Annotated in this window: 27 protein-coding genes; 13 read left to right on the forward strand and 14 right to left on the reverse strand. The window is 72.9% G+C overall.

Annotated elements, in window-relative coordinates:
- Nucleotides 1–2 precede the first annotated feature (2 nt).
- A complete protein-coding gene (locus AMK25_RS27290) occupies nt 3–3,143 on the forward strand; it encodes a BTAD domain-containing putative transcriptional regulator (protein WP_083664839.1) in 3,141 nt (1,046 codons plus the stop codon).
- Between the two features lie 7 nt (nt 3,144–3,150).
- On the opposite strand, the gene AMK25_RS27295 is transcribed toward AMK25_RS27290, so the two are convergent.
- Together AMK25_RS27295 and AMK25_RS27300 are read right to left on the reverse strand one after the other, a co-directional pair.
- Nucleotides 3,151–3,975 (reverse strand): ABC transporter permease, encoded by an 825-nt coding sequence (locus tag AMK25_RS27295; RefSeq protein WP_073831247.1) that lies wholly within the window; start codon nt 3,973–3,975, stop codon nt 3,151–3,153.
- Complete coding sequence (locus AMK25_RS27300) at nt 3,972–4,928, reverse strand: ATP-binding cassette domain-containing protein (protein WP_073831305.1); 957 nt, start codon at nt 4,926–4,928, stop codon at nt 3,972–3,974. Before AMK25_RS27300 ends, AMK25_RS27295 begins: the two co-directional genes overlap by 4 nt.
- A gap of 126 nt (nt 4,929–5,054) precedes the next feature.
- Here AMK25_RS27300 and AMK25_RS27305 point away from each other — a divergent pair, with 126 nt between their 5' ends.
- Together AMK25_RS27305 and AMK25_RS27310 are read left to right on the forward strand one after the other, a co-directional pair.
- Entirely contained in the window at nt 5,055–5,438 is a 384-nt protein-coding gene (locus AMK25_RS27305) for a hypothetical protein (protein ID WP_043329122.1), read from the forward strand.
- A 47-nt stretch (nt 5,439–5,485) separates the two neighbouring features.
- Nucleotides 5,486–6,043: a Uma2 family endonuclease gene (locus AMK25_RS27310; RefSeq protein ID WP_073831248.1), complete on the forward strand. Its 558-nt coding sequence runs from the start codon at nt 5,486–5,488 to the stop codon at nt 6,041–6,043.
- Here AMK25_RS27310 and AMK25_RS27315 read toward each other — a convergent pair whose 3' ends face one another.
- Together AMK25_RS27315 and AMK25_RS27320 are read right to left on the reverse strand one after the other, a co-directional pair.
- Nucleotides 6,044–6,565 (reverse strand): SRPBCC family protein, encoded by a 522-nt coding sequence (locus tag AMK25_RS27315; RefSeq protein WP_073831249.1) that lies wholly within the window; start codon nt 6,563–6,565, stop codon nt 6,044–6,046.
- Nucleotides 6,566–6,568: 3 nt separating this feature from the next.
- Complete coding sequence (locus AMK25_RS27320) at nt 6,569–6,877, reverse strand: ArsR/SmtB family transcription factor (RefSeq protein WP_241826507.1); 309 nt, start codon at nt 6,875–6,877, stop codon at nt 6,569–6,571.
- 87 nt (nt 6,878–6,964) lie between these two features.
- Between AMK25_RS27320 and AMK25_RS27325 the strand changes: the two genes are divergently transcribed.
- Nucleotides 6,965–7,894 carry an LLM class F420-dependent oxidoreductase gene (locus tag AMK25_RS27325; protein ID WP_073831251.1) on the forward strand — a complete coding sequence of 310 codons (930 nt, stop codon included), beginning with the start codon at nt 6,965–6,967 and terminating at the stop codon, nt 7,892–7,894.
- Between the two features lie 347 nt (nt 7,895–8,241).
- Here AMK25_RS27325 and AMK25_RS27330 read toward each other — a convergent pair whose 3' ends face one another.
- Nucleotides 8,242–8,613, reverse strand: coding sequence for a hypothetical protein (locus AMK25_RS27330; protein WP_073831252.1), 372 nt, complete (start codon nt 8,611–8,613; stop codon nt 8,242–8,244).
- 67 nt (nt 8,614–8,680) lie between these two features.
- Between AMK25_RS27330 and AMK25_RS27335 the strand changes: the two genes are divergently transcribed.
- On the forward strand, nt 8,681–9,907 hold the full coding sequence (locus tag AMK25_RS27335) for an FAD-binding protein (protein ID WP_073831306.1): 1,227 nt from the start codon (nt 8,681–8,683) through the stop codon (nt 9,905–9,907).
- A gap of 2 nt (nt 9,908–9,909) precedes the next feature.
- Here AMK25_RS27335 and AMK25_RS27340 read toward each other — a convergent pair whose 3' ends face one another.
- Nucleotides 9,910–11,049: a site-2 protease family protein gene (locus AMK25_RS27340; protein WP_073831253.1), complete on the reverse strand. Its 1,140-nt coding sequence runs from the start codon at nt 11,047–11,049 to the stop codon at nt 9,910–9,912.
- Between the two features lie 149 nt (nt 11,050–11,198).
- Here AMK25_RS27340 and AMK25_RS27345 point away from each other — a divergent pair, with 149 nt between their 5' ends.
- Nucleotides 11,199–11,813, forward strand: a complete 615-nt coding sequence (locus AMK25_RS27345; RefSeq protein WP_073831254.1) for a DUF6082 family protein — start codon at nt 11,199–11,201, stop codon at nt 11,811–11,813.
- A 30-nt stretch (nt 11,814–11,843) separates the two neighbouring features.
- Here the strand turns inward: AMK25_RS27345 and AMK25_RS27350 are convergent, their stop codons facing one another.
- Nucleotides 11,844–12,026, reverse strand: a complete 183-nt coding sequence (locus AMK25_RS27350; protein ID WP_073831307.1) for a DUF397 domain-containing protein — start codon at nt 12,024–12,026, stop codon at nt 11,844–11,846.
- Nucleotides 12,027–12,063: 37 nt separating this feature from the next.
- On the reverse strand, nt 12,064–12,900 hold the full coding sequence (locus AMK25_RS27355; RefSeq protein WP_073831255.1) for a helix-turn-helix domain-containing protein: 837 nt from the start codon (nt 12,898–12,900) through the stop codon (nt 12,064–12,066).
- Nucleotides 12,901–13,170: 270 nt separating this feature from the next.
- Here AMK25_RS27355 and AMK25_RS27360 point away from each other — a divergent pair, with 270 nt between their 5' ends.
- On the forward strand, nt 13,171–13,485 hold the full coding sequence (locus AMK25_RS27360; protein ID WP_073831256.1) for a DivIVA domain-containing protein: 315 nt from the start codon (nt 13,171–13,173) through the stop codon (nt 13,483–13,485).
- Complete coding sequence (locus AMK25_RS27365) at nt 13,482–13,736, forward strand: hypothetical protein (RefSeq protein ID WP_043329135.1); 255 nt, start codon at nt 13,482–13,484, stop codon at nt 13,734–13,736. Before AMK25_RS27360 ends, AMK25_RS27365 begins: the two co-directional genes overlap by 4 nt.
- A gap of 133 nt (nt 13,737–13,869) precedes the next feature.
- On the opposite strand, the gene AMK25_RS27370 is transcribed toward AMK25_RS27365, so the two are convergent.
- The 3 genes from AMK25_RS27370 to AMK25_RS27380 all read right to left on the reverse strand — a co-directional run bounded on the left by AMK25_RS27370 (nt 13,870) and on the right by AMK25_RS27380 (nt 15,419).
- Nucleotides 13,870–14,289, reverse strand: coding sequence for a PIN domain nuclease (locus AMK25_RS27370; protein WP_073831257.1), 420 nt, complete (start codon nt 14,287–14,289; stop codon nt 13,870–13,872).
- Entirely contained in the window at nt 14,286–14,495 is a 210-nt protein-coding gene (locus tag AMK25_RS27375) for a type II toxin-antitoxin system VapB family antitoxin (RefSeq protein ID WP_073831258.1), read from the reverse strand. The genes AMK25_RS27370 and AMK25_RS27375 overlap by 4 nt, the downstream gene beginning before the upstream one ends.
- A 72-nt stretch (nt 14,496–14,567) precedes the next feature.
- Nucleotides 14,568–15,419: an alpha/beta hydrolase gene (locus AMK25_RS27380; protein WP_073831259.1), complete on the reverse strand. Its 852-nt coding sequence runs from the start codon at nt 15,417–15,419 to the stop codon at nt 14,568–14,570.
- A gap of 138 nt (nt 15,420–15,557) precedes the next feature.
- Between AMK25_RS27380 and AMK25_RS27385 the strand changes: the two genes are divergently transcribed.
- Nucleotides 15,558–16,301 carry an SDR family NAD(P)-dependent oxidoreductase gene (locus AMK25_RS27385; protein WP_073831260.1) on the forward strand — a complete coding sequence of 248 codons (744 nt, stop codon included), beginning with the start codon at nt 15,558–15,560 and terminating at the stop codon, nt 16,299–16,301.
- A 40-nt stretch (nt 16,302–16,341) separates the two neighbouring features.
- On the opposite strand, the gene AMK25_RS27390 is transcribed toward AMK25_RS27385, so the two are convergent.
- Nucleotides 16,342–17,232, reverse strand: coding sequence for a L,D-transpeptidase (locus AMK25_RS27390; RefSeq protein ID WP_073831261.1), 891 nt, complete (start codon nt 17,230–17,232; stop codon nt 16,342–16,344).
- Between the two features lie 73 nt (nt 17,233–17,305).
- Complete coding sequence (locus AMK25_RS27395; protein ID WP_073831262.1) at nt 17,306–18,751, reverse strand: alpha-amylase; 1,446 nt, start codon at nt 18,749–18,751, stop codon at nt 17,306–17,308.
- A gap of 236 nt (nt 18,752–18,987) precedes the next feature.
- On the opposite strand from AMK25_RS27395, the gene AMK25_RS27400 reads away from it, so the two are divergent.
- The 4 genes from AMK25_RS27400 to AMK25_RS27415 are packed head-to-tail and all read left to right on the forward strand — an operon-like array spanning nt 18,988 to nt 23,770.
- On the forward strand, nt 18,988–20,745 hold the full coding sequence (locus AMK25_RS27400; protein ID WP_241826508.1) for a hypothetical protein: 1,758 nt from the start codon (nt 18,988–18,990) through the stop codon (nt 20,743–20,745).
- Nucleotides 20,742–22,205 (forward strand): NADH-quinone oxidoreductase subunit NuoF family protein, encoded by a 1,464-nt coding sequence (locus tag AMK25_RS27405; RefSeq protein ID WP_073831264.1) that lies wholly within the window; start codon nt 20,742–20,744, stop codon nt 22,203–22,205. The genes AMK25_RS27400 and AMK25_RS27405 overlap by 4 nt, the downstream gene beginning before the upstream one ends.
- Before the next feature lie 21 nt (nt 22,206–22,226).
- A complete protein-coding gene (locus AMK25_RS27410) occupies nt 22,227–22,823 on the forward strand; it encodes a TlpA family protein disulfide reductase (protein ID WP_073831265.1) in 597 nt (198 codons plus the stop codon).
- Nucleotides 22,820–23,770 (forward strand): cytochrome c biogenesis CcdA family protein, encoded by a 951-nt coding sequence (locus AMK25_RS27415; protein WP_073831266.1) that lies wholly within the window; start codon nt 22,820–22,822, stop codon nt 23,768–23,770. Before AMK25_RS27410 ends, AMK25_RS27415 begins: the two co-directional genes overlap by 4 nt.
- On the opposite strand, the gene serS is transcribed toward AMK25_RS27415, so the two are convergent.
- On the reverse strand, nt 23,757–25,040 hold the full coding sequence (gene serS, locus AMK25_RS27420) for a serine--tRNA ligase (protein ID WP_073831267.1): 1,284 nt from the start codon (nt 25,038–25,040) through the stop codon (nt 23,757–23,759). The genes AMK25_RS27415 and serS overlap by 14 nt on opposite strands.
- Nucleotides 25,041–25,159 lie beyond the last annotated feature (119 nt).

The following is a 25,159-nucleotide window of genomic DNA, read 5'->3' on the forward strand; positions in this document are numbered from 1 at the left end:
GCATGGTGCGGGTGGGGATCCTCGGGCCGCTTGAGGTCCGCGACGGCGATCGGCCGGTCGACGTCGCCGGGGCGCGGCTGCGGGCGCTGCTGATCCGCCTCGCCCTGGACCCGGGCCGGCCGGTGAGCGTGCCCGCGCTGGCTGAGGCGCTCTGGGGTGACGAGCCGCCGACCGACACCCCGAACGCCGTGCAGACGCTCGTGTCCCGGCTGCGCCGGGCGGTGCCCGGGCTCGGCGTACGCAGCAGCCCGGCGGGCTACCTGCTCGACCTGGACCCGGACGACGTGGACGCCGGGCGGTTCGAGCGGCTGACCCGGCAGGGGCGGGCGGCGCTTCGCGACGGCGACGCGGCGACGGCGCGGACGGCGTTGCGCGACGCGCTCGCGCTGTGGCGCGGGCCGGCGCTGGCCGAGGTCACCGACGCGCCGTACGCGGCGGCAGCGGTGGCGCGGCTGGCGGAGCTGCGGCTCACCGCGCAGGAGGACCGGATCGAAGCGGAGCTGCGCACCGGGCGGCCCGAGCTGATCGTCGCCGAGCTGGGGGAGCTGACCGCCGCGCATCCGCTGCGGGAGCGGCTGGCCGAACTGCACCTGCGCACGCTCGCCGCCGCCGGGCGGCCCGCCGAGGCGCTCGCCGCGTACGAGCGGATCCGGCAGCGGCTCGCCGACGAGCTGGGCGTCGACCCGTCGCCCCAGTTGCGGGCCGCGCATCTGGAACTGCTGCGCGGCGAGACGGCACCGCAGCAGCCTGCGGCGCGGCGGGGCAACCTGCGGACCGCGCTCACCACGTTCGTCGGGCGCGACGAGGACCTGCGCCGGCTCACCGGGCTGCTCGCCGGCAACCGCCTGGTGACCCTGCTCGGGCCGGGCGGAGCGGGCAAGACGCGGCTGGCGAGCGTGACGGCGGGCCGGCTCGCCGACGGCGTACCCGGCGGGGCGTGGCTGGTCGAGCTGGCGCCGATCACCGACCCGGCGGACGTGCCACGGGCCGTGCTCGACACGCTCGGCCGGCGGGACCGGACGCTGGAACCGGTACGCCAACCGGCCCGCGACACACTCGGCCGCCTGGTGGACACGATCGCCACCGACGAGACGCTGATCGTGCTGGACAACTGCGAACACGTCGTCGAGGCCGCCGCCCGGCTCGCCGAGGACCTGCTCGGCCGCTGTCCGGGGCTGCGCGTGCTGGCCACCTCCCGGGAGCCGCTGGGCATCGTCGGCGAGGTGCTGGAACCCGTACCTCCGTTGCGGCTGCCACCGGCGGACGCGACGCCTGAAGACGCGCTCGCGTACCCGTCGGTGCAGTTGCTGCGCGACCGGGCCGCAGCAGTGCGGCCCGGGTTCGCGGTGACCGGCGAGAACGTGGCGGCAGCGGTGGAGATCTGCCGGCGGCTCGACGGCCTGCCGCTGGCCATCGAACTCGCGGCGGCGCGGCTGCGCACGCTGTCGCCGCGGCAGGTCGCGGCCGGTCTGGACGACCGGTTCCGGCTGCTGACCGGCGGCAGCCGCACCGCGCTGCCCCGGCACCGCACGCTGCGGGCGGTGGTGGACTGGAGCTGGGGGTTGCTCACCGACGACGAGCGGCAGCTCGCCGAACGGCTCGCGGTCTTCCCGGCGTCGGTCACCGCCGACTCGGCCGCGGGCGTCGCCGGCCCGGCCGCCGCCGCGCTGCTCGACGCGCTCGTGGACAAGTCGCTGCTCCAGGTGGTCGGCGACGGGCGGTTCCGGATGCTGGAGACCATCCGGGAGTACGGGCTGGAACGGCTCGCCGCCGCCGGGGCGGTGGGCGGGGCGCGGGCCGCGCACGCGGCGTACTTCCGGGAGCTGGTCCGGACCGCGGAGCCGCACCTGCGCACGGCCGGTCAGCTGCCGTGGCTGCGGCTGCTGGAGGCGGAACGGGAGAACATCGTCGGCGCGCTGCACTACGCCTGCGACGCCGGTGACGCCGACACCGCGCTGCGGATCGGCGCAGGGCTGGCGTTGCCGCTGGTGATCTGGGGCGACGACGGCGGCATCGGCGGTGACGTGCTGGCCCGCGCGCTGGCGCTGCCCGGCCCGGCTCCGGCGGAGGAGCGGGCGGTGGTGCTCGCCATCCGCATCGGTTCGGAGCTGGCACGCGGCGAGCAGGGGCCGACGCCGGAGCAGATCGCCGAGCTGACCACGACCCTGCGGGCGGCGGAGGGGACCAAACATCCGATCGTGGGGCTGCTCGCACCGATGCTGTCGATCTTCGGCGACGACACGGCGGCCGGGATCGCGGCGATCGACCGGGCGCGCGGGCACCCCGACCCGTGGACCGACGGCACGTTGCTGGGGATGCGCGGCAAGTTCAAGGAGAACGACGGCGACGCCGAGGGCATGCTGCGTGACCTGACCGTCGCCGCCGCGGAGCTGCGCGCGGTCGGCGAGCGGATGAGCCTGTCGCACGTGCTCAGCGAGTACGCGGACGCGCTCACCAAACGCGGCGACTTCGACGCGGCGACCGCGGCGCTGGAGGAGTCGGTGCGGCTGGCCCGGGAACTCAACCCGGCCTCGGAGCCGGGCTTCCAACTCATCTGGCTCGCCGCCATCCGGGCCCGCTCCGGCGACGTCACCGGCGCCAAGGCCGAGCTGCGCCGGTTCGTGACCGACCGGGACGGCCGGGACGGCGCGTTCGGGCTGATGATGCTCGGCAGCATCGCCCGCTCCGAGGGCTCGCTGGACGAGGCGCAGGAGTGCCTCGCCGAGGCGATGCGCCGCCAGGCCGAGACGCCGCTGGTCGCCCCGCAGTTCCGTGGCCTGCTGCTGGCCGAGACGGGCCACCTGGCGTTGGCCCGCGGTGACCTCCCGGGTGCGCGCCGGTGCCTCGACGAGGCGACCACGCGGGCTCTCGCCGCCCGGGACATGCCGGTGGTCGCGATCGTCACGGTCGGCTGGGTGGCGTTGGCGGCGGCGGAGGGCCGGTACGAGCGGGCCGCCGAACTGCTGGGCGTCTCCGACTCGCTGCGCGGTCGGCCGGACCGCTCCAACCCGGACGCGCAGCGGCTCGCCGAGCGGCTGCGCGCCGAGCTGGGTGAGGACGGGTACGCCGCCGCGTACGCCCGGGGTCACGGCCTGAGCCGGGCCGACGCCCTGACGTTCGTGGGCGGCGACCCGGCTGGATGAGGCGCGGTCAGGCGCGGCGGCGGTAGGCGCGGACGGCGAGCGGCGCGAACACCGCGATGATGGCCACGGTCCAGAGCAGCGACCGGGTCACCGGACCGGCCACCGGGCCACCGATCATCAGACCCCGTGCCGCCTCCATCACGTCGGCCACCGGGTTGACCCCGACCCACCACTGCAACCAGCCGGGCAGCGTGTCCGTCGGCACCATCATGTTGGTGCCGAAGGTCAGCGGGAACAGCAGCAGGAACGCCGTGCCCTGCACCGCGCCCGGGCTGCGCATCAGCACCCCGAGCAGCACGCCGATCCAGCTGACCGCGAACGCGAACGCGATGGTGAGCAGGCAGGCGGCGAGCGCGGACAGCGGATCGGTGCCGATCCGGAAGCCGAGCGCGTACCCGAACCCCAGCAGCACCACGATGGAGACCACGAATCGGACCAGGTCGCCGACCACCGAGCCGACGAGCGGCGCGGACCGGGCGATGGGCAGGCTGCGGAACCTGTCGAAGACGCCCTTCTCCACGTCGGTGTTGAGGCTGACGCCGGTGGCGATGGACGCGAACAGCACGGTCTGCACCATGATCGCGGGAAGCAGGAACTGCAGGTACTCGTGCTGTGAGCCGGCGACCGCGCCGCCGAGCAGGTAGACGAAGATCAGCACGAAGACGACCGGCTGGAGCGTGACGTCGAGCAGTTGCTCCGGGGTCCGGATCGTCTTGATCAGGCTGCGGCCGGCCAGCGCGAGACTGTGCCGGACCAGCCCGAACGGACGGGCGGAGGCGCGGGGCGTGCCGGTCCGGGGCGGCGGCGTCGCCGTACGCGTCGTCGTGGTCATGCCGCCACCTCCGTGGGCTCCTCGGCGCCGTGGCCGGTCAACGTGAAGAACACCTCGTCGAGGCTGGGCAGCCGCAGCGCCAGCTCGACCACCCCGATGCCGGCCTCGTCGAGCCGGCGGACCACAGCGGTGAACGGGGCGTCGTCGTCCACCGGCACGGTGAGCACGCCCGGCCGGGGCAGCTCGGGATCGGCCCCGGTGGCGGCGCGCAGGATCTCGGCGACAGCGCCGATCCGGCCCGGATCGGTCGGCCGGACCACGATCGTCTGACTGCCGGCGATCCGCTTCAGCTCGCCCGGCGTACCGTGCGCGATCACCCGGCCGTGGTCGATCACCGAGATCTCGTCGGCGAGCGCGTCGGCCTCGTCCAGGTACTGCGTGGTCAGCAGCACCGTCGACCCGTCGTCGACAAGTGAGCGGACCACGCCCCACATCTCCTCCCGCTTGGCCGGGTCCAGCCCGGTCGTCGGCTCGTCCAGGTAGATCACCTCCGGCCGGCCGACCAGGCTCGCGGCCAGGTCCAGGCGACGGCGCATGCCACCGGAGTACGTCTTGGCCGGGCGCCCGGCCGCGTCGGTCAGGCCGAACCAGGCGAGCAGCTCCGCCGCCCGCGCCCGGGCCTCACGACGGCTCAGGTCGAGCAGCCGGCCGATCAGCACCAGGTTCTGGGTGCCGGTCAGGTCCTCGTCGACCGAGGCGTACTGGCCGGTCAGGCCGATCAGCCGCCGTACCCGGGCGGCGTCGGTGACCACGTCGTGGCCGCCGACAGTGGCGCGCCCCTCGTCCGGGCGCAACAGTGTGGCGAGGATCCGCACCGCTGTGGTCTTGCCGGCGCCGTTGGGCCCCAGCACCCCCAGCACGGTCCCCCGGCGTGCGGCGAGGTCGATCCCGGCCAGCGCGGTCGTCGTACCGAACCGCTTGACCAGGCCCTCTGCCTCGAATGCGTAACTCATGACGCCGACGATGACCGGGGCCGCTGGCACCGGGCGCACACGCCGCGCACACCGCCGTGTGCGCGGCGGCGAAATCGAGTACGCGTGCTCATTCGCCCGCCCCGCCGGCCGGGCAGGATCGAAGGCGTGACAACGAGACGTACGCTGCTCGGCGGTCTGTTCCTGGCGCTGGCCACGGCCGGCGCCTGGGTGGCCTGGCTGAGCTGGGAGTCCGGCTGGACCGTGGACCCGCAGACCGGCGACATGAGCGGGCCGTACGCGGTCTGGCAGGTCGCCGCCGCGGTGCTGACCCTGGGCGCGCTGGCCGCCGTCGCCGGCTGGTGGCTGAACATCTGGCTGGTGGCAACAGTGATGACAGTGGCGTTCACCGTCCCGTGGGCGGTGCACGCCGCCTCGACCGACGACACCGGCCTGTGGGCGGTCGGTGCGGCGCTGGTGGCCATCGGCACCACCATCGGGACGACGCTGGTCGGTGGTGCCGCCGGCTGGCTGCGCCGCCGCACCGGGTGACGGGCCGGATGCCGCGGCTACGCCTGCCGCTGCCATAGGATGGCGTCATGAGCGCTGAGGCAGTCGGCATGCACATGCCTGCCGTCGTGACGCTCGACGACGTGGCGACGATGAATGCCGCCGACCCGAACGGTCACCGCTACGAGACCAGCCCCGAGGGGGTTCTGTCGGTCATGCCGCCGCCCGACTCCGAGCACGCCATCATCGCGAGCCGGATCTTCGCCTGGCTGATCATGGCGGGCTGGCCCGCCGAGCAGGTGCTCCAGGCCGTCGGAGTGCGGGTGCCGGGGCCCAGCGGGGACGGTGGCCGGATCCCCGACATCACTGTATGGCGGAAGCCGCCCAGCCGTCGTGTGTGGTCCGCCGTGGCCGACCTGGTGCTGGTGGTCGAGATCGTCTCGCCCGGCTCGGAAACGATGGACTCGGTGACGAAGGCCCGGGAGTACGCCTCCGCCGGCATCCCCCGTTACTGGGTCGTGGAGCGGGACGGCGCGCAGACCGTCACGCTCCACGAACTCGGTGGCGACGGCCGGTACACCGAGCACGCCCGGATGCCGCTCGCCTGGCTGCTGCAGACCGCGCCCGCCGACCACCTCGACGCGTAGTCAGGAGCCGTCGAGGCGGTCGGCGTACGCGTCGCGCAGTTCCGCCCAGCCGAAGTCCTTCGCCTGCGCGCCCCGGATCGGGCCGACCGGGTCGCCGTCGAGCAGACGGGCGGCGACGTCGAGGCAGAGGTGCCAGCCGGCGGCCGTCATCGCGGCGAGGTCGGGACCGCCGACCCGGTGCCGCAGCGTGAGCGTGGTGCCGTCGCCGTTCGCCGTCAGCTCCCAGCGCAGCAGGTCGTCGCCCCAGGTGTACTCCAGCAGGTGCGGCCGGTCGGCGCGCAGCACACGGGCCGCCGCCGGGTAGGTCTGGTCGCCGTCGACGGCGCTGAGCACGGCGTCACCGGGGCGGCCCAGGTCGCGGTCGGTCAGGAACGGCGCCCACTCGGCGAGCCGATCCGGGTCGGTGAGCGCGGCCCACACGGTCTCCGGCGGGTGCCGCAGGTCGCGGACGAAGACCAGTTCGTTTTCGGCTGTCAGCGTCACCCGGGCGAGCGGGCCGGGTCGGAACGTGTCGCGGTCCATCTGTCACTCCTGACTGTCGAGATGGCGTTCCAGGGCGTCGAGGTGCGCGGTCCACATCGACCGGTACGGCCCGAGCCAGTCGTCGACTGCTTGTAGCGGCGCGGTGTCGACGCGGTAGATCCGCCGCTGCGCCGCAGTACGGCAGGTGACCAGGCCGGCGTCGCGGAGCACGCGCAGGTGCTTGGAGACGGCCGGCTGGCTCATGCCCAGCGCGTCCACCAGCTCGCCGACGCTGCTCTCCGCCCGGCGCAGCCGGTCCAGGATGCGGCGCCGGGAGGGCTCGGCCAGCACGGCGAAGGCGTCGACTGTCACGGCCCTAATATGCCGCATCGGTTATATGCCTGGCAAGGAATAGTGGGTCGCGCTGCCGAGCCCCGGGCCGCTCCATATGCTCGGGGCATGGAACTGCGGATCTTCACCGAGCCCCAGCAGGGCGCCACCTACGACCAGCTCCTCGCGGTGGCCCGGCGCGCGGAGGAGACCGGCTTCGCCGCGTTCTTCCGCTCCGACCACTACCTGAAGATGGGCTCGGTGAGCGGTGACCCCGGCCCGACCGACGCCTGGACCACGCTCGCCGGGCTGGCCCGCGACACCACCCGGATCCGGCTCGGCACGCTGATGAGCGCCGCCACGTTCCGGCTACCAGGTCCGCTGGCGATCACCGTGGCGCAGGTCGACCAGATGAGCGGCGGCCGGGTCGAGCTGGGCATCGGCACCGCCTGGTACGCCGAGGAGCACGCCGCGTACGGCATCCCGTTCCCGCCGCTGGGGGAGCGGTTCGACCGGCTGGAGGAGCAGCTCGCCGTGATCACCGGGCTCTGGTCCACCCCGGCGGGCTCCACGTTCGACTTCCCCGGCACGTACTACCCGGTCAGCGACTCGCCCGCGCTGCCCAAGCCGGTGCAGCGCCCCCGCCCGCCGATCCTGCTCGGCGGCATGGGACCGAAGCGCACACCCCGCCTGGCCGCCCGGTACGCCGACGAGTTCAACCTGCCGTTCGTCTCGGTCGAGGACACCGTGGCGCAGTTCCAGCGGGTACGCGACGCCTGCACCGAGATCGACCGCGACCCGTCCACGATGGCCTGGTCCAACGCGCTCGTGCTCTGCTGCGGCCGCAACGAGGCCGAGGTGAAGCGCCGCGCCGAGGCGATCGGCCGCGACCCGGACGAGTTGCGCGCGAACGGCGCCGCCGGCACGCCCGCCGAGGTGGTCGAGACGCTCGGCCGGTACGCCGAGACGGGCAGCTCCCGCGCCTACCTCCAGGTGCTCGACCTGGCCGACCTGGACCACCTGGAGCTGGTAGCCGCCGAGGTGATGCCCCACGTCTGACCCGCCCCCTGCCCGCCGGCCGTCCCGCCTCCCGGCTCCGTCGAGATCTTGGTGCCAAACGGCCCCCATAGGGGCCCTTTGGTACCAAGATCTCCATCGGTCCCACCTCGCGGAACGACAATCTCACGTTACGGGAGGCACTCCCGCGCCACCCCCACAAGCCCCGCGATCTTGCAGTTGCGGCCCTTTCGGTGCCGGATTTACCGCTCTTGTCGGGGCGGTAACTGCATGATCAACGGTGTGGGCGCCCCCAGATCGTGGAGCCAAGCCTCGTGCACGCGACAATCCGGGCGTCAGAACTCCAAGATCGTCGCCGAGTCGCGCGAGCGCCGGGCGGCCAGGGGTGGTCAGCGTGGGGTTGCGCGGCGGACGGTGTCGAGGCGGCCGTCGCGGTCGATGTCCAGGTACGTCACGTCGGGCACACCGTCGCCGTCCAGGTCGACCTGCACCACGTCGGCCACGCCGTCGCCGTCGAGGTCGGTCACCACCTCGACGGAGCCGTCCAGGTGCCGGGTCACGATCGACCGGCCCGACGCCTGGCGCGGCGGCGGCCCCGGGTGGGGCACCGGGGCGGGCTCGGGCTCCGGCGTGGGCCCCGGCACCGGGGCGGTCGCGGGAGGCGTGGTGCCGGTGAGGTCGGAGTCCACGCCGGTCGGGTCGATCTCCTCCTCCGACGGGTACACGTCGCCGCGGAGGCTCGGGTCGCGGTAGCTGCTCATTCCGCCAGGATTCCCGCCGAGTGGCCGGGGCAACCCTGCCGGCGCATGATGGCGGATGATGCAGCGCATGACGGACACCAACTGGGCCGGAAACGTCAGCTGGTCGGCGCGTACCCGATCGCGGCCGACCTCGACCGACGAACTGCGGCGGCTGGTCGCGGACGCCGACCTGGTCCGGGCCGTCGGCACCGGCCACTCGTTCAACCGGCTCGGCGACACCACAGGCACCCAGATCGCGCTGGACGGCCTGCCACCTGCCGTCGCGCTCGACCCGGACCGCGGCGCCGTCACCGTCGCGGCCGGCGTCCGCTACGGCGATCTGGCCACCGAGCTCCAGGCTCAGGGGTACGCGCTGGCGAACCTCGCGTCGCTGCCGCACATCTCGGTGGCCGGCTCGGTCGCCACCGCCACCCACGGCTCCGGCGCGCGGAACCGCAACCTCGCCGCCGCCGTCGCCGCGCTGGAACTGGTCACCGCCGACGGCGACCTGATCACCGTCGACCGCAGCGATCCGCGGTTCGCCGGGCTGGTGGTCAACCTGGGCGCGCTGGGCGTGGTCACCCGGCTCACGCTCGACGTGGTGCCCACGTACGAGATCCGGCAGCACGTCCGTCTGGGCCTGCCCCGCGCCGCGCTGGACGAGGCGCTCGACGCCGCGTACAGCGTCAGCGTCTTCACCTCGTGGCGCTCCGAGCGCTTCGACCAGGTGTGGGTGAAGCAGTACGCCGATCAGGCCCCGCCGCCCGCCGACTGGCTGGACACGGTGGCCGCCGACTCGCCCCGGCACCCGGTGCCCGGCATGTCACCGGAGCACTGCACCGCGCAGCTCGGCGAGCCGGGGCCGTGGCACGAGCGGCTGCCGCACTTCCGGCTCGGCTTCACACCCAGCAGCGGCGACGAGCTGCAGTCCGAGTGGCACGTGGCCCGCAGCGACGCGACGGCGGCGCTCGCCGCGCTCGACCCGGTCGCCGAGCGGATCGCCGCCGTGCTCCAGATCTGCGAGCTGCGGACGATCGCCGCCGACGAGCTGTGGCTGAGCCCGAACTTCCGGCGCGACTCGCTGGCGCTGCACTTCACCTGGATCGGCGACCCGGTGGCTGTCGCGCCGGTGCTGGCCGAGGTGGAGGAGCGGCTCGCCCCGTTCGCGCCGCGCCCGCACTGGGGCAAGCTGTTCGAGCGCGATCCCGCCGCCGCGTACCCCCGACATGAGGACTTCGCCAAGCTGCTGCGCGAGTTCGACCCGAAGGGAAAGTTCCGCACCGCCGAGCTGGACCGCTACTTCCCCCGAGACTGACCTCAGCGCCCGGCCGGCGTCTGCTGGCGGAGACTGCCGCGCTGGACCGCCCGGCTGATGTCGCTGGGCGAGACGATGCCGACCAACTGGTCGTCGATCACCACGAGTGCCCGGCCGTCGGTGCACTCGTTGAGGCGGGGCAGCAGGTCGGTGAGCTGCTCGTCCGGGCGGGCGAGCACCAGTTCGTCGGCGCGGCAGGACACCTCGGCCAGCGTGGTCGAGGCGCGGCGGTCCGCCGCGATGCCGCGTACCCGATCGAGCGTGACCAGACCGACCGGCCTGCCGTCGACGGTGAGCGGCAGCGCCGAGTGCCGGTACGCGAAAAGGTAGTGGTCGACGAAGTCGGCCACTGTGAGGTCGCCGGACGCGGTCTGCGGCTGTGGCGTCATCACGTCGCCGACCCGGATGCCGCGCAGCGCGTCGCCCATCCGGGCGGCGCGTTCCTCCTGGCCGGCGGCGCCGAGCAGGAACCAGCCGATCAGCGCCAGCCAGAGGCCGCCGAACCCGGCGCCGGTGAAGAACCGCCACAGCCCGAGCCCGATCAGCACGACGCCGAGCACCCAGCCCGCGCGGGCCGCCACCACCGACGCCTTCGTCCGGTCGCCGGTGAACTTCCAGACCGCCGCGCGCAGCAGCCGCCCGCCGTCCAGCGGGGCGGCGGGCAGCACGTTGAAGATCGCCAGCAGTACGTTGATGCCCGCCAGCCAGGCCAGCGCGCCGAGCAGCAGCCCGTGCCCGCCCGCGGCGGCGACGGCCACCGCGATCGCCGCGAAGAACACGCCGAGGATCAGGCTGACCAGCGGCCCGACCCCGGCGATCCGCAGCTCGGCGCCCGGGTCCTTCGCCTCGCCCTTCAGCTCGGCGACACCGCCGAACAGCCACAGCGTGATCCCCTCGACCTCGATGCCGTTGCGCTTGGCGACGACCGCGTGCGCCACCTCGTGGGCGAGCAGGCCGACGAAGAAGACCACAGCGGCGGCCAGGCCGGCCGCGACGTAGGCGACGGGGGAGTGACCGGGGTACGAGGCGGGGAAAAGGCTCGCCGACAGCGCCCACGCGATCAGCACGAAGATGACCAGGACACTCCAGTTGACGCCGACCGGTACGCCGGCGATCCGACCCAGACGGAAACTCGCCCTCATGTTTCCGTCATACCCGGCACACCCACCCGCACACCAGAACCTGCCGCACGGCGTGCCGGACCTGCGGTGAGTGCAGAGCCAGGAGGGTCGGGGCGCCAGGGGCGGGCGCTTGATTGATCAACTTTGATGGGAGAACTAGCCTTGCGTAGATGAGGAGTGTTCGCGGCGTAGCCGTCTGGGCGTTGTTGGTCTTCTTGGGAGGGCTTGCGCTGCTGCTCTCCCCGCCCCTGATCGACTACGCCTTCGATCCGAGTACCGACTGGGAGCGCTTGGCGAATATCGGCCAAGCCTACGGCTCGGTCTCCATGCTTCTGTCCGCGCTGGCTCTCGTGGGTGTGGTCGCCACCACCATCAGTCAAAACAGGCAGGCCCGCATCGCATTGGAATACGCGCAACGTGACCAGCACGCCTTGTTGCTCAAGATGGCCATAGACGATGCCGTGCTGATGGAGTGCTGGGGGTCGCTGACCCAGGACCCTGCCCCTGAACGGCGAAGGCAGCGGGCCTACATCAATCTGATCCTCAACTTCTGGGCCGCGACCTGGCAACTGGGCGGGATGCCTGAGAGCCAGTTGCGAGGTCTGCTGGCGGCTGACATCTTCGCCACCGAGATCGGCTTGAGGTTCTGGGAGCAGGCGCGGCTTACGCGAAAGGTCGTGCACGCGGGGGCGCAGCCAGCAGCGTTCGACCGGATCGTGGAGGACGAGTACCTGCGCGCCCTTGCGAAGCTACGAAGCGCGGAGGCTTCAGGCATCGGATCGTAGGGCAGGGTGCGCAGGCGATGCCTGCCGCGTTCAGTTCCGGAACGTCTCGTCCTTGACGCTCGCGACGAAGGTCGACCAGGCTGCCGGGTCGAAGGCGAGGATGGGACCGCGCGGGTCCTTGCTGTCGCGTAGCCCGACCACGCCGGGCAGGTTGTCGGCGACCTCGACGCAGTTTCCGGAACCGTTGCTACGGGTGCTCTTGCGCCAGGTCATCGTCGCCTGGTTGGCCTCTTCCACCCGCGCCGTCCTCTCATAGCTCGTCGATCGCCCCCAGGATGAGGTCGCGCGACTCCCGGGCGCCGGCCGCCGTGGCGACCAGGTGCTCGAAGACGCGGCTGTACTCCCTCACCTGTTGGCCTTCGAGATAGAGGCTACCCGCGCGGGTCTCGACGTAGACGACCCCCGGATCGGCCGGCTCGGGGAAGGTCAGCACGCTGAAGGCGCTGCCCATCGACCCGTACTCGCCCGCGCCGAAGGTCAGGATCTGGATGGTGCGGCCGGGCCGGTCCGCCTCCTCGGCCAGTCGTCGCAGCTGCGCCGCGAACAGCTCCGCGCCGCCGACCGGCCGCCGTAGCGCTGCCTCGTCCAGCACCACCCAGAGTTTCGGCGGAGTCTCGGTGTCCTGACGGCGCATGCGCAACTCGACCCGCCGGTCCACCTCGTCGGTCGGGGCGTCCGGGTGCTCGGCGCGGATGATCGCGCGGGCATAGTCGGCGGTCTGGAGTAGACCCGGAATCAGTTGTGGCTCGAACGCGCGGATCTCGGACGCCTCGGCCTCCAGCCCGACGTAAACCTCGAACCAGTCCGGCAGCACGTCGTCGTACGCCTGCCACCAGCCGCGCTTGCGGGCATCGCGGGCGACCTGGACGAGTGCGTCCACCTCGTCGCCCTCCACGCCGTACAGCTCAAGAAGTCCACGGGCGACCGGCGGCATGACGGACACCTGGGCGTTCTCGATGCGGCTGATCGCCGACTTCGAGATCCCCACCTCCTTGGCGGCCTGGTCGGCGGTCATGCCGGTCTGCTCACGGAGGCGACGGAGGGCAGCGGCCAGGCGTCGACGTCGGACGGTCGGGCTTCCAGTCATGCCGGTCAGTGTGGCGGAACCGGACGAGCTTCGCAATGACATCATCCCGAATCGGGAGTTGCGCAAAGGGGGCGGTCCACTGCACGATGAGTGAGTGGCCGGATCGGCTGGGTCATCGGGTGTCGACCTGGGCCACGCGTTGTGCCCTGCTGACGTACTGCTGGTCGAAGGCTGCGGTGGCAGGTGCCGGGGTGGGTCCGCCGGTGCGGGGCGGGCCGGTGGGCCCGCCCTTCCACGGTTCGATCTCGACGGTGAGGGGCAGGTCCTGTCATGCGCGTCTTCCTCCGGCGTGTCCGGCGTCGCCGGCGATCGGTCCTCGGATCGACCTGCTACCGCTCGTCCGCCTACCAGCCCCTGCGCCCGTGGCAGGTCCGTGAGCGGAGCTTCCGGACGACCCAACTGGGCCGGCGCGGGCTCGACCCGCAGGAGGTGCGGGAGTTCCTCGACCGCGTCGCCGGTGACCTGGCCGTCGTCTACGACGCGCTGGCGCAGAGCCGCCGGGAGACCGACCGGATCGAGAACGCGCTGCGCCGCTGGCAGTCGGAGCAGGCCCGGGCCCGCAACGAACGGGGGTACGACAGGTGACCGAGCGCTGGGTGATCCACCTGCCGGTCGTCGTCAACGACCTGCTCTCCGCTCAGCGGCTGGCCCGGGTGGTGGCGCACTGGTCGCACGTCCTGCCGCAGACCGAGCCCGGCGGCACCACGGTCTCGGCGGAGGACGACCAGAACGTCCGTCACTGGGTGTTCTGCGACCTGTTGCTGTCCGGTGGGCAGCGGTGTCTGCTCCGGCCCGGACACGACGGTGAGTGCTCCCGGCGGTTCCGGCCGCGATGAGAACGCCCGCTTACCGCACCGGAAGCGGAGTGTGCACGAGCCGGGGCCGACGGGCGGTCGGCGAACGGGCTCGTCCTGGACGCCTCGGCGCTGCTCGCGGCGGCCCCACCCGACCCTCGAGGGCCGGAGCCGGTCAGTCGGCCTTTCCGGCCGGGACGACCCACGTCGTCGGCTGCCCGGTGATCGCGGTGATCAGGTCGAAGTCGCCGTCGTAGTGCAGGACGGTCACGCCATGCCGTTCGGCGGTGGCGGCGATCAGCAGATCGGCCATCGAGAGCGCCCGGTGGTTGCCCTTGTGCAGCGCCTGCACCTGCACGTCGATCGCCCGATCCCAGATGTCGTCCGGCATGGCGAGCCAGTCAAAGCCGCGGAGCAGCCATCGCGCGCGCTTCGCGTCCGTGGCCGAGCGGGCGCTGTGCACCACCTCGATCTCGACCGCCCCGCAGACCGCCAGGAGACCGCGCTCGGACAACTCGTCCAGGACGGTTGCCACGGCAGGTTTCGGCCACCTGGCCAGCGCGGACTTGTCGAGAAGGTAGCGCTCCTGCGTCATGCCGCTTCGGGCTTCGACGCCTGCTGCGGGTCGGTGAGGTCCGGCAGGCCGCCGCTCTTGAGCCAGTCGGCGAACTCCCGGCGCTTCTCCCGGTTGACCACTTCCTGCAGCGCGGCGTTGACAGTGGCCTTCTTGGTGCCCGTGCCGAGGATCTCGGCGGCCTCGGCCAGGAGCTCGTCGTCGACGTCAAGGATGGTCCGGGACATGTGCGCCTCCTCGTCCGAGCACTCGAACGAGGTGATGATATCAATTTGTGCTGATCTTGATATACCCGTGGGTCAGCGCCGTCGAGGGGCCTCGGCGACCACTGTCGGGGAGAACTCGTTCGCCGCCTCGACCGCCCACTCCAGCGCGAAGTCCGCCTCCTCCTCCCAGCCCGGTTCGCCGCCGACGAAGTGCGACCGGCCGGGGAACTCCCGGTAGCCGGTGAGCGCCGTCGAACTCCGGTAGAGGTTGGCGATCGAGCTGGCCAGGGTTGCGGGCACCACGTGGTCCTCGCCGCCCGCGGTGATGAGAAGCGGGGCGCGGTCGCTGCGCTTCTTGTCGATCTCGGTGGCCGATTTCGGGTCCAGGTTGGCGAACGCCGCCTCGAACAGCACGTGCCCGGCGCCGGGCACGGCGTACCGCTCCCAGGCCGCGTCGGACTCCTGCTGGCTGATGGTGTTGCCGAAGGCGTACCGGAAGTCCTCCGGCGTGAACGGCACGGCGCGGTGCCGGTTCGCCGGGTTGTGCAGGATGGAGAACCCGGAGCGCAGCGTGCTGGGCGGCAGCTTGAGCACACCCCGTACCGGCGCGGGGTGCACGGCGACCACGGCGGCGCCGAGGCGCCGGTCCAGCAGCAACTGGGCGATCAGGCCGCCGAACGAGTGGCCCATGATGATCGGCGGGCGCGGCAGGTCCCTGATGATCGCCGCGTAGTGCTCGGCGATGTCGGCGATGCGCTGCGCGGCGATCGGCGCCGGGTCGGCCCGCAGCTCCTCCACCTCGCGGTCCATGCCGGGCCAGGCGGGCGTGAGCACCTGGAAGCCGCGCGCGGCGTACCGCTGCGCCCAGTGCTCCCAGCTCCGCGAGGTCATCCAGAGCCCGTGGATGAGCACGATCGTGTCGACCCGTCCCGTCGGTGCGCTCATGTCTAGTCTCCCCGTTCCGCCGCTGGACGGCCCGCGCGTACCCGGACTGGGTGCCGGCAATCCTGTCTGATCGAACGGACAGGAAATGGACGGCGACCCGGATGATCAGCGTCCTGAGTCGACTGTCAGGATGACGGCATGACGGTCAGACTTGCCGACAGGGTCGCCCTGGTGACGGGCGGGAGCCGGGGTATCGGCGCTGCCGTCGCGCGTCGGCTGGCCGAGGACGGCATCCACGTCGCGTTCACCTACCGCACCGCGGAGGACAGCGCGAAGTCCGTGGTGGCCGAGATCGAGGCGTACGGCCGGACCGGCCTGGCGATCAAAGCGGACAGTACCGACGCGACGGCCGTCGTCGGTGCCGTGGAGCGGACCGTCGCCGAGTTGGGGCGGTTGGACATCCTGGTCAACAACGCCGGGGTGTTCGCGGGTGGGCCGATCGAGTCGGTCAGCCTCGACGCCCTGGACCGGGCGATCGCGGTGAACGTGCGCGGGGTCTACCTCGCCACCCAGGCGGCGGTACGCCACATGGGTGCGGGTGGGCGGATCGTCAACATCGGCAGCAGCTTCGCCAGCCGTGTCCCGGCACCGGGGGTGAGCGCGTACGCGATGACCAAGAGCGCCGTGAACGGGCTGACCCGGGCGCTCGCCCGCGAACTCGGTCCGCGTGGGATCACCGTCAACCTGATCCTGCCCGGCTCGACCGACACCGACATGAACCCGGCGGACAGCGCGGGCGCGGACGGGCAGCGGTCGCACATCGCCCTCGGCCGGTACGCCGATCCGGAAGACGTGGCGGCGACTGTCAGTCACCTGGTGGGCGTCGGCGGACGGCACATCACCGGCGCGTCGATCGCTGTCGACGGCGGCGCGACGGCCTGAGCGGATCCGGGCCGACGGCCGGCTGCCGGGCTGAGCCCGGTCAGGGCAGGCGGTCGACCACCACGAAGGCGGTGCCCGGCTCGACCTCGGTCAGCAGCAGGCGCTGGGCGCTGCGGGTCAGCCGGATGCAGCCGTTCGTGACGTTCTTGCCGAGCGTGTCGTCGTTGTACCAGCTGTGCAGTCCGATGTGGGCGCCCCGCAGGCCGGTCGGCACCGCGTCCGGGTCGTCGGGGATCGCGCCGAGGGCGAAGATGTCGACGCCGCCGTAGACGGCTTCCGGGGGCGGGGTGCGGCCCAGCACGAACGTACGCCCCAGCGGCGTGAGCTGGCCGGACATGCCGAGGCTGACCGGCCAGGTGCGCATCGCGCGCCCGTCCCGGCTCCAGGTGAGCCGGTGGGTGCGCCGTTCCACCACGATCTGGTCGCGCAACGCCACGGTGGTCCAGCCGCCCGAGGGCAGCCAGGCGATGGTGCGGTTGGCCGACGGGAGCAGCACGGCGGTCCAGCCGGAGCGGCGTTCGACGATCGGCACGGTGAGCCGTACGCCGTTGATGGTCGGCGCGAGGAAGGCCAGCGGACGGCCGCCCGGCGCGTCGTACGCGGCCACGTTCCGGTTCGGGCGCAGCCCTTCGCTCAGCGGGCGGGTGTCGGCCGGATCCGGGTCGGGCGGGAAGCCGCGCGGCGCCGGATCGTAGGTGACCACCGGCAGGTCGTCCGGCGGGGGCGCGGCGGGCGGCACCGACTCGTACGGCGACGGGCTCGGCGCGGCGGTCGTGGCCGAAGGCGCGGCGGCGGCCGGCGCGGACGGCTGCGCGGGCGTGACGGTGAGCGCGCGGCCGACCAGCAGCGCGGTGACGAGCAGCAGCGGTACGGCGAGCGCGGCGATCAGCCAGCCGGGAGGCCGACGTGTGGCAAACCGGTCGAACAGCACGAAACTGACTGTAACTGACCGGAAGCCCCCGTACCCGGTACTACGGGTACGGGGGCTTCGTGGCCCGGGTGGCTCAGCTCAGCTTCGCGCCGATGTGGATGGCGATCGCGTCGTGCGCGGGGACGTTCGCGGCGAACCAGCCGGACGAGTCCACCGTGATCACCGGACCGCTGCACGAGCCGTTGCTGAACGTGCCGTGGACGACGTCGCAGTAGCGGCCCGCCGGCAGCCCGGTGTAGTACGAGCGCCCGTTCACCGCGCTGCCCTCGTCGTTGATCGTCAGGTAGCCCTTGCCGGTACGGCTGAACGCGATGTGCTGGTAGCCGTTGTCGTACCAGTTGGAGACCCCGGCGCCCTCGGTGGCGTTGCGGAAGCCGACCATGTTGGCGATGACCGGCCAGCGGTGCTCGCACTCCCAGCCCGAGTAGCAGGTGACGTTGGTGATCCGGTTGCTGCCGTCGGCGGGCGGGCCCTGGTCCCGGCCGCTGTAGGTGAAGCTCGACATCACCGCCGGGGTGCCGTACGGCCAGGCCAGCATGAACGCGTTCGCCAGCGCGTACGTGCCGCGGTCGCGGTAGGTGAGCACGCCGCCCTCGCGCTGGGTGTCGTGGTTGTCGGTGAAGACCACCGCCTTCGCGCTCGACAGGTAGCCCCAGGACTCGCCGAAGTTCCTCAGGTACGCGAGGCGCTCGTTGTTGAACATCCGGGCCAGGTCCTTGCCGTACCGGAACTCGTGCACGTCACCGTTGCCGGTGTACTCGGTCGGCTGGATCGGCTCGCCAGCGCCGTAGATGACCTCCTGCACCAGGTACGCGCTGCGGTTCAGCTTGGCCTTGATCGCGGCGATGTCGGCGGCCGGCATGTGCTTGCTGCCGTCCAGCCGGAAACCGTCGACGCCGAGGGAGAGCAGGTCGTTGAGGTACGCGGCGAGCCGGCCGCGCACGTACTCCGACTCGGTCTTGAGGTCGGCGAGGTTGACCAGCTCGCAGTTCTGCACCTCGTACCGGTCGTTGTAGTTGGCGATGTCGTTGTTGCCGTTGCGCCCGCAGTAGTGGAAGTCCTGCGCCGAGTAGACGCCGGGGTAGTTGTAGTGGCCGTACGACGAGCCGGCCCAGCCGGTGCCGCCGTTCTCCTGGCCGGACATGTGGTTGACCACGGCGTCGACGATCACCTTCACGCCCGCCGCGTGGCACGTGTTCACCATGGACTGGAACTGCGCGCGGGTGCCCTTGCGGGACTCGATCCGGTAGCTGACCGGCTGGTAGGACACCCACCACTGGTTGCTGTTGACGTGCTCCTGGGGCGGGGACACCTGCACGTAGCCGTAGCCCTTCGGGCCCAGCGTGCTGGTGCACTCGGCGGCCACCGAGGTCCAGTTCCACTCGAAGAGCTGGACGATGACCTTTTTGGCGCCCGGGGTGGCGGCGGTGGCCGGGGGAGCCGCCGCCGTGATCGGGACGAGCAGGCTCGCGGCCAGGCCCAGGGCGAGCGCCGCGGCGCGGAATCGGCGTCGATGCATCAGGACTCCTGCGGGTACGGGGGTACGGGGGAGTGGAGCCTGTCTCAGTGCTGGCTTCTTGCAACCTGCGCTGAAATTTTGCGGCAAGGTTACGAGAATGTTGCAAGGACTGTCAACGCATGCGCATTCGTCGTTGCGTCACGCGCTACACGCGCGTCCGCTGCGGACGGTTCGAAAAACCGGCCGAGAAATTCGCCACCGGAGGTGATCCGTCCGCGCCCTCGCTCCGTACCTGAGTGGGGAGCAGGGTCGGCCGGTGGGGGCGCCGCCGCGAGACGATCGAGGAGCAGATGGCCCGGGCACAGCAGAACGAGAAGACGACGACCGTCCGGACCACCACCAGCAGCCGTGGTGTCCGGACCATGTCGAAGTCCGCGATCGCGGCGCTGACCGCTTCCGCGCTCGGCCTCGCGTGGGCCGGAGTGGAGCTGGCCGGCGCCGGCGGGCTCATGTACTCGTACGGATTCTTCTTCACCGAGTTCTTCGCCGGGGTGGTCGCCCTGGTCGCGCTCAGCATCACCGTGATGCTGGGCCTGCTCGCCACCGACCGCCTGGTGCTGCTCATCCGGCACCGCGTGCTGCTCCAGTCGGCGCACCGCGCCACCGGCGTGCTCGGCGTGGCCGGACTGGTCTTCCACGTCATCACCAAGGTGGCGATCGGCCGGGCCGGCCCCACCGACGCGGTGGTGCCGTTCATCGGCGGCACCGGCCTCTACGTCGGGCTCGGCACCGTCGCCGCGTTGCTGATGGTGGGCGTGCTCTGGACCGGAATCGTCCGGGTCCGGTTCGCCGGAGTCGGTCCCAAGTGGTTCTGGCGGGCACTGCACTCGATGGCGTACGTGTCCTGGCCGTTCGCGCTGGTGCACGGCCTCAACGCCGGCCGGCCCGCGGCGACCTGGGTGCTGCTCAGCTACCTCGCCTGCGTGCTGGCCGTGGTGCTGGCGCTGATGGTGCGGCTCTCCGTCCACCTGGGCAAGCGCAGCCGGGAACAGCACCAGGCCGCCGCGCTCAACAAGGCCATGGCCGGCAAGGCCGAGGAGCGAACCGGCGTGTTCGCCGTGCTCACCCGCAAGAAGGCCACCGCCAAGGAGGACAGCGGTGCCGGCCGGGGCCGCTGGGCCGAGGCCACCGCCACCTGGACCGCGCCGGCCGGCACCGCCCGGCGGCGCGACCCCGAGCGGTTCGCCGTACCCGTGGTGCCGGAACCCGGGTCGCTGCGCGAACCGGTCCGCGCGACCGCCGCCCGGCGGCGCGACGCCGAACGGGTCACCGTCCGGGTACGCGAGGAGGAGCGCGAGCCGGTCCTCCTCGACCGGGACGAGGAACTGGTGCCGGCACGCCGGTCCGACGGCGAACGGTCCCGCCGTCGTCGCCGGTCCGGCGAGGAGCCGGCGGCCCGCCGGTCCCGGACCGACGAGGAGCGGGTGAGCCGCCGGTCCCGGCTGGACGAGGAACGGGCCGGTCGCCGCTCCCGGGCCGACGAGGACGTCGCCGCCCGCTACTCGGCGCCGCCGGAGAGCGGTGGCCGCCACTCCGCGCCCCCGGACACCGGGGGCCGCCACTCCGCCCCGCCGGACAGCAGCCGCTACGCCACCCCGGCCGAGGTGGCCCGCTACTCCGCGCCGCCGCGCGCCGGCAGCGAGCCGGAGGAGCCGTGGGACAGCCCGCGCCGCTGGGAGACCCGCCCGGTCTCCGGTAAGCCGATCTCGGCCGGACCGATCTCCGGCACCCCCATGTCGGCGGAGCCGCTCAGCGGGTCCGGCCGGCGCTACCGGGACGAGGAGGACGTGCCGGAGGAGCCGGACTACTGGCGCCCACCGGCCCGCTACGACGCCGACGAGGCGTTCGTGGACGACACCCCGACGCTCGTCGACCTCGCCTCCCGCCGCGCCATGCGGGCCGGCAAGGACAGCCGGTCCGGCCGTCGCAAGCGGGCCGACGCGGACGCGGTCGACGGGGCGTACTGGGCCGGGCTGCGGGGTGAGGCCCGGTGACGCGGACCGTCCCGCCGGTCGCCTGCGTCGGCGAGCCCCGCCTGACCGCCGGCTTCGCCGAGTTCGGCCGGCTCGACCTGCTCGCCCACGAGGAGGTGCACGGCCCGATCGGCCCGATGGAACCGGCGGCGCTGCTGCGGCTCGCCGAGGCGATCGACCTCAAGGGCAAGGGCGGCGCGGGCTTCCCGTTCGCCCGCAAGCTGCGCGCGGTGCTGGAGTCCTGCGAGCGGCAGGACCTCTCCGCCGTGGTGGTCGTCAACGCCACCGAGGGGGAACCGGCGAGCTGGAAGGACAAGGTGCTGCTCACCCGCGCCCCGCACCTGATCCTGGACGGCGCCGCGCTGGCCGCGTTCGCGCTGGACGCGGAGGAGATCGTCATCGGCGTCGCCGACGACGACGTGGGCCGGCCCTCGCTGGCCGAGGCGTTGAAGGAACGCCGGATGCCGGTGCCCACCACGATCGTCACGGTGCCGCACCGGTTCATCTCCGGCGAGGGCGGCGCGCTCGTCAACGGCATCAACGGCCTGCCGCACATCCCGCCCGGCACCAAGAAGCGCTCCAGCGACTCCGGCGTCGGCGGGCTGCCCACCCTGCTGTCGAACGCCGAGACGTACTCCCAGCTCGCCGTCGCCGCCCGCATCGGCCCGTACGAGTACGCCGCGCTCGGCACCGACGACGAGCCCGGCACCGTGCTGCTCACCGTCACCGGGTCGGCGAAGCGGCCCGCCGTGGTGGAGTGCGCCGCGGGCACCCCGCTGCGCGAGATCCTCGACCTGTGCGAGGTCCCGCCCGGCCCCGGCATCCTGATGGGCGGCTACCACGGAAAGTGGATCACCGCGGCGGCGGCGGACCGGGCCGAGGTGTCCCGCAAGGGGCTCACCGCAGTGGGCGGCACGCTCGGCGCCGGCATCATCGTGCCGCTCGGCGCCGACACCTGCCCGCTCGGCGAGGCCGCCCAGGTCGTGCGGTACCTGGCCGGCGAGTCCGCCGGGCAGTGCGGCCCGTGCAAGATGGGCCTGCCCGACCTGGCCCGCTCGGTCGACCTCGCGGTCTCCGGCAGCGCCCCGGTCGAGCTGGTCCGGGCCGCGGCCGGCGACGTCAAGGGACGCGGCGCGTGCAGCCACCCGGACGGCACCGCCCGGTTCGCGCTGTCCGCCATGGAGGTGTTCGCCGACGACCTGCGGCTGCACGCCACCGGCGAGGGCTGCGGCAAGCGGGTCAAGGGCACGATGGGCCTGCCCGGCGCGCCCGACGCCAACCCGCAGAAGCTCACGCTGGACTGGTCCCGCTGCGACGGGCACGGGCTCTGCGCGCACGTGGTGCCGGACTTCATCCGGCTCGACGGCAACGGATACCCGGCGTTCCCGCCCACCCCGGTGCCGACGTGGCTGCGCGAGGGCGCGCTCAAGGCGGTAAAGGTCTGTCCCGAACTCGCGCTCCGGCTGGTCCGGGCCGAGTAGCGACCACTCCAGGAGCCGCCGATGCCACCGCGCGCCGCCAGCCGTCTCACCGCCGCCGCCGTACTGGCCGCCACGCTCGCCGCCGCAACGGCCTGCGCGGCCGGACCTGAGGCCGGCGCGGTGCCCCCCGCGGCCCCGGCCGCCGCGTCGTCGGACGCCGCGTCCCCGGCCGTGACGCCGGGCGGGCCGACGTCCGCGCCACCGGCCGCGGTGCCGGCCACGCTGTCGTTCACCGGCAAGACCCTCGACGGTACGGCGTTCTCCGCCGCCGACCTGGCCGGGCGGCCGGTGCTGCTGTGGTTCTGGGCGCCCTGGTGCGCCACCTGCGCCAGCCAGGCGTGGACGGTGGCCGAGATCGCCCCCACCTACCGGGACACGGTCCCGATCGTCGGCGTCGCCGGACTCGGCGAGCAGAAGGCGATGAAGGACTTCGTCACCGAGTTCGACCTGGCCGGCACGACCCAGATCGACGACCGCAACGGCGCGCTGTGGCGCCGGTTCAAGGTGACCGAGCAGAGCACATTCGTCGTCCTGGACCGGACCGGCCGGGTCGTCCACCAGGGATTCCTGGACGGTGAGGCGCTCACCCGGCAGGTCGAGACGCTGGCCCGGGGATGACCGGCGCGCTGCTGCTCGCCCTGACCGCGGGCATGCTCGGCGCGGTCAACCCGTGCGGCTTCGCGATGCTGCCCGCGTACCTGTCGCTGCTGGTGGCCGACGGGCGCGGCGCGGTCGGCCGCGCGCTGACCGCGACGGCCGCGCTCACCCTCGGGTACGTGCTGGTGTTCGGCGCGTTCGGGCTGGCCGTGGCGCCGGCCGCGGACTGGCTGCGCCCCCGGCTGCCGTGGCTCACAGTGACGCTCGGCGTGCTGCTGACGCTGGCCGGGTGCTGGCTGCTCGCCGGACGGCGACTGCCCGCCCCGCGCCCGCTGCGCGCCGCGCCCCGGCTCACCCGCACCTGGCCGTCCATGGTGCTGTTCGGCGCGGCGTACGCGCTCACGTCGCTGAGCTGCGCGATCGCGCCGTTCCTGGCGATCGTGGTGACCAGCCTACGGGCCGGGTCGCCGCTGCGCGGGCTGGCGCTGTTCGTGGCGTACGCGCTGGGGATGGCGCTCGTGGTCGGGGTGGCCGCGCTCGCCGTGGCGCTGCTGCGCGGCCGGGTCGTGGCGCGACTGCGCGGCGCGGGCGCGTGGGCGCCGCGCCTGAGCGGCCTGGTGCTCGTGGCCGCGGGCGGTTACGTCGCCTGGTACGGCTGGTACGAGGTGCGCCTCGCCGAGGGCCGGTACGACGCCTTCACCGACCCGGTGATCCGCGCCGCCGCCGAGGTCCAGCAGACCGTGGTGAAGGCCGTCGACACCCTAGGCCCCGCCGCGCTCGCCGCCGTCCTCGCAACCCTGCTCCTGGCCGCCCTGCCCCTCACCCGCCGCCGTCCCCGCTCCCTCTCCCGCGATCTTGCAGTTGGGGCCCGGGCGGAAGGGGTGAAGCGGACTTCTCGCGGGCCGGAAGTGCAAGATCGCGGGGAAGGGGCGGGGACGGCGGCGGGGGAGCGGGTCAGCGCGGGGTGAGGCGGTCGGTGCCGAGCTTGTCGCGCAGGACCTCCGGGACCACCACCGAGCCGTCGGGCTGCTGGTGCTGCTCCAGGATGGCCGGGAACAGGCGGCTGGTGGCGAGCGCCGAGCCGTTGAGCGTGTGCACGAAACGGGTCTGCTTCGCGCCCGGCTCGCGGTAACGGATCGCCGCCCGGCGGGCCTGGTAGTCACCGGCCCAGGAGACCGACGACACCTCCTTGTACTTGCCGGTGCTCGGCATCCAGACCTCGACGTCGAGCGTCTTCTTCATCGAGGCGCTGGCGTCACTGGCGGCGAGCAGGCTGGTCTGGAAGTGCAGACCGAGCTTGCCGACCAGGCCCTCGACGTGCCCGACCATCGCCTCCAGCGCCTCGCCCGCCTGCTCCGGCAGCGTGAACTGGAAGATCTCCACCTTGTTGAACTGGTGGCCGCGCACCGTGCCGCGCTCGTCGGAGTGCGAACCGGCCGCCTCACGGCGGTAGCAGGGCGTGTACGCGAACGCCTTCAACGGCAGCTTCGGCGTCTCCAGGATCTCGTCCTGGTACGCGCCGAGGATCGCCGTCTCCGCCGTGGGCAGCAGGAACTGGCCGCGCGAGGACGACTGCTTGTCGATGTGGTAGACGTCGTCGTGGAACTTCGGGAACTGCCCGGCCGCGAAACCGGCGCTCTCCAGCAGCAGGTGCGGCGGGAGCAGGAACTCGTAGCCGGCCTGGATGTTCTGCTCGATCAGCCAGTTCACCAGCGCCCACTCCAGCCGGGCGCCCATACCGGTGTACATCCAGAAGCCCGAGCCGCCGAGCTTCACGCCCCGCTCGTGGTCGACCAGGCCGAGCGCGCGGCTCAGCTCCACGTGGTCGCGTACCTTCTCGATGGCGGGCGCCTCGCCGAACGTCCGCACCACCCGGTTGGCCTCCTTGCCCCCGGCGACCACGTCGTCGGCGGGCAGGTTCGGCAGCTCGCTCATCGCCGAGCGGAGCCGGGACTGCACCTCGTCTAGCTGGGACTCCAGCTCCGCGAGCTGCTTGCGCTCGGCCTCCGGGGCGACCGGCTGCGGCGTGCCGCCGGACCGTTTCGCCTCCGCGTACGCGCGCGCCTCGGCCTTGCGGCGCTGCCGCTCGGCGTCGATCTCCGTGATCAGGGCGCGTCGTTCCTGGTCGAGCCGCTGGATGTCGTCCAGCGCCCGGGTGACCTCGGCGGGATCCAGACGCTTCGCCAGCGCGGTCGCCACCGCCTCGCGATCCTTCCGGATCAACTCCATGTCGAGCATGCTGCTCGTACGCCTCCGTCCAGGCAGTCAGGTGGGACCTCCAGATGCTACCGTCGCGCCCCCGCCGCCCCGGCCCGGCCCGCGCAGCCCGCCGCCGCGAGGCCCGTTCCGGTGACGGT

The sequence above is a fragment of the Micromonospora sp. TSRI0369 genome (assembly GCF_001905625.1).
In the GTDB taxonomy this organism is placed as follows: Bacteria; Actinomycetota; Actinomycetes; order Mycobacteriales; family Micromonosporaceae; genus Micromonospora; species Micromonospora echinospora_A.

What these genes read in the sequence shown, in the direction of transcription:
- AMK25_RS27380 (WP_073831259.1), bottom strand. Translation starts at nt 15,419, where the DNA reads ATGAGCGCACCGACGGGACGGGTCGACACGATCGTGCTCATCCACGGG.
- AMK25_RS27300 (WP_073831305.1), bottom strand. Translation starts at nt 4,928, where the DNA reads ATGAGTTACGCATTCGAGGCAGAGGGCCTGGTCAAGCGGTTCGGTACG.
- AMK25_RS27290 (WP_083664839.1), top strand. Translation starts at nt 3, where the DNA reads ATGGTGCGGGTGGGGATCCTCGGGCCGCTTGAGGTCCGCGACGGCGAT.
- AMK25_RS27415 (WP_073831266.1), top strand. Translation starts at nt 22,820, where the DNA reads ATGACCGGCGCGCTGCTGCTCGCCCTGACCGCGGGCATGCTCGGCGCG.
- AMK25_RS27310 (WP_073831248.1), top strand. Translation starts at nt 5,486, where the DNA reads ATGAGCGCTGAGGCAGTCGGCATGCACATGCCTGCCGTCGTGACGCTC.
- AMK25_RS27395 (WP_073831262.1), bottom strand. Translation starts at nt 18,751, where the DNA reads ATGCATCGACGCCGATTCCGCGCCGCGGCGCTCGCCCTGGGCCTGGCC.
- AMK25_RS27350 (WP_073831307.1), bottom strand. Translation starts at nt 12,026, where the DNA reads ATGACCTGGCGCAAGAGCACCCGTAGCAACGGTTCCGGAAACTGCGTC.
- AMK25_RS27375 (WP_073831258.1), bottom strand. Translation starts at nt 14,495, where the DNA reads ATGTCCCGGACCATCCTTGACGTCGACGACGAGCTCCTGGCCGAGGCC.
- AMK25_RS27340 (WP_073831253.1), bottom strand. Translation starts at nt 11,049, where the DNA reads ATGAGGGCGAGTTTCCGTCTGGGTCGGATCGCCGGCGTACCGGTCGGC.
- AMK25_RS27295 (WP_073831247.1), bottom strand. Translation starts at nt 3,975, where the DNA reads ATGACCACGACGACGCGTACGGCGACGCCGCCGCCCCGGACCGGCACG.
- AMK25_RS27355 (WP_073831255.1), bottom strand. Translation starts at nt 12,900, where the DNA reads ATGACTGGAAGCCCGACCGTCCGACGTCGACGCCTGGCCGCTGCCCTC.
- AMK25_RS27325 (WP_073831251.1), top strand. Translation starts at nt 6,965, where the DNA reads ATGGAACTGCGGATCTTCACCGAGCCCCAGCAGGGCGCCACCTACGAC.
- AMK25_RS27370 (WP_073831257.1), bottom strand. Translation starts at nt 14,289, where the DNA reads ATGACGCAGGAGCGCTACCTTCTCGACAAGTCCGCGCTGGCCAGGTGG.
- AMK25_RS27345 (WP_073831254.1), top strand. Translation starts at nt 11,199, where the DNA reads ATGAGGAGTGTTCGCGGCGTAGCCGTCTGGGCGTTGTTGGTCTTCTTG.
- AMK25_RS27410 (WP_073831265.1), top strand. Translation starts at nt 22,227, where the DNA reads ATGCCACCGCGCGCCGCCAGCCGTCTCACCGCCGCCGCCGTACTGGCC.
- AMK25_RS27385 (WP_073831260.1), top strand. Translation starts at nt 15,558, where the DNA reads ATGACGGTCAGACTTGCCGACAGGGTCGCCCTGGTGACGGGCGGGAGC.
- serS (WP_073831267.1), bottom strand. Translation starts at nt 25,040, where the DNA reads ATGCTCGACATGGAGTTGATCCGGAAGGATCGCGAGGCGGTGGCGACC.
- AMK25_RS27330 (WP_073831252.1), bottom strand. Translation starts at nt 8,613, where the DNA reads ATGAGCAGCTACCGCGACCCGAGCCTCCGCGGCGACGTGTACCCGTCG.
- AMK25_RS27335 (WP_073831306.1), top strand. Translation starts at nt 8,681, where the DNA reads ATGACGGACACCAACTGGGCCGGAAACGTCAGCTGGTCGGCGCGTACC.
- AMK25_RS27360 (WP_073831256.1), top strand. Translation starts at nt 13,171, where the DNA reads ATGCGCGTCTTCCTCCGGCGTGTCCGGCGTCGCCGGCGATCGGTCCTC.
- AMK25_RS27315 (WP_073831249.1), bottom strand. Translation starts at nt 6,565, where the DNA reads ATGGACCGCGACACGTTCCGACCCGGCCCGCTCGCCCGGGTGACGCTG.